The sequence below is a fragment of the Clostridium tyrobutyricum genome, from assembly GCF_019144085.1.
Classification (GTDB): domain Bacteria; phylum Bacillota; class Clostridia; order Clostridiales; family Clostridiaceae; genus Clostridium_B; species Clostridium_B tyrobutyricum_A.
The window spans coordinates 1-330 of record NZ_JAHHUY010000112.1 but is presented as its reverse complement, the minus strand read 5'-3'; the positions used below and the strand labels follow the sequence as shown (position 1 = coordinate 330).

Genomic DNA, 330 nt, shown 5'->3' with positions numbered 1-330 from the left:
TAATCAAGAAAATGGCAAAGTTAGAAGAGGAGAATGAGATATTAAAAAAAGCTATGGCCATATTTGCAAAGAAAAATTAGATACAGTATACAATTTTATTAAAGACAATAAAGATAACTATAGTGTTAAATTAATGTGTAATATTTTCAATATTCCAAGAAGTTCTTTCTATAAAAGTTTAACAAGAAAACAGAGTATGCGAAGCATTGAGAATAAACAGATTCAAGCTCGTATTATGAAGATTTATAACGATAGTAAAAAACGCTATGGAGCAATAAAAATAAACTATAAACTAAGACAGATCAATATAAATATAAGTCTTAAAAGAAC

General features: G+C 25.2%; 1 pseudogene. It reads left to right on the top strand.

Annotated features, from left to right (window positions below):
• Nucleotides 1-133: 133 nt before the first annotated feature.
• A pseudogene (locus KM800_RS15235) lies at nt 134-330 on the top strand (IS3 family transposase); the annotation flags it as partial.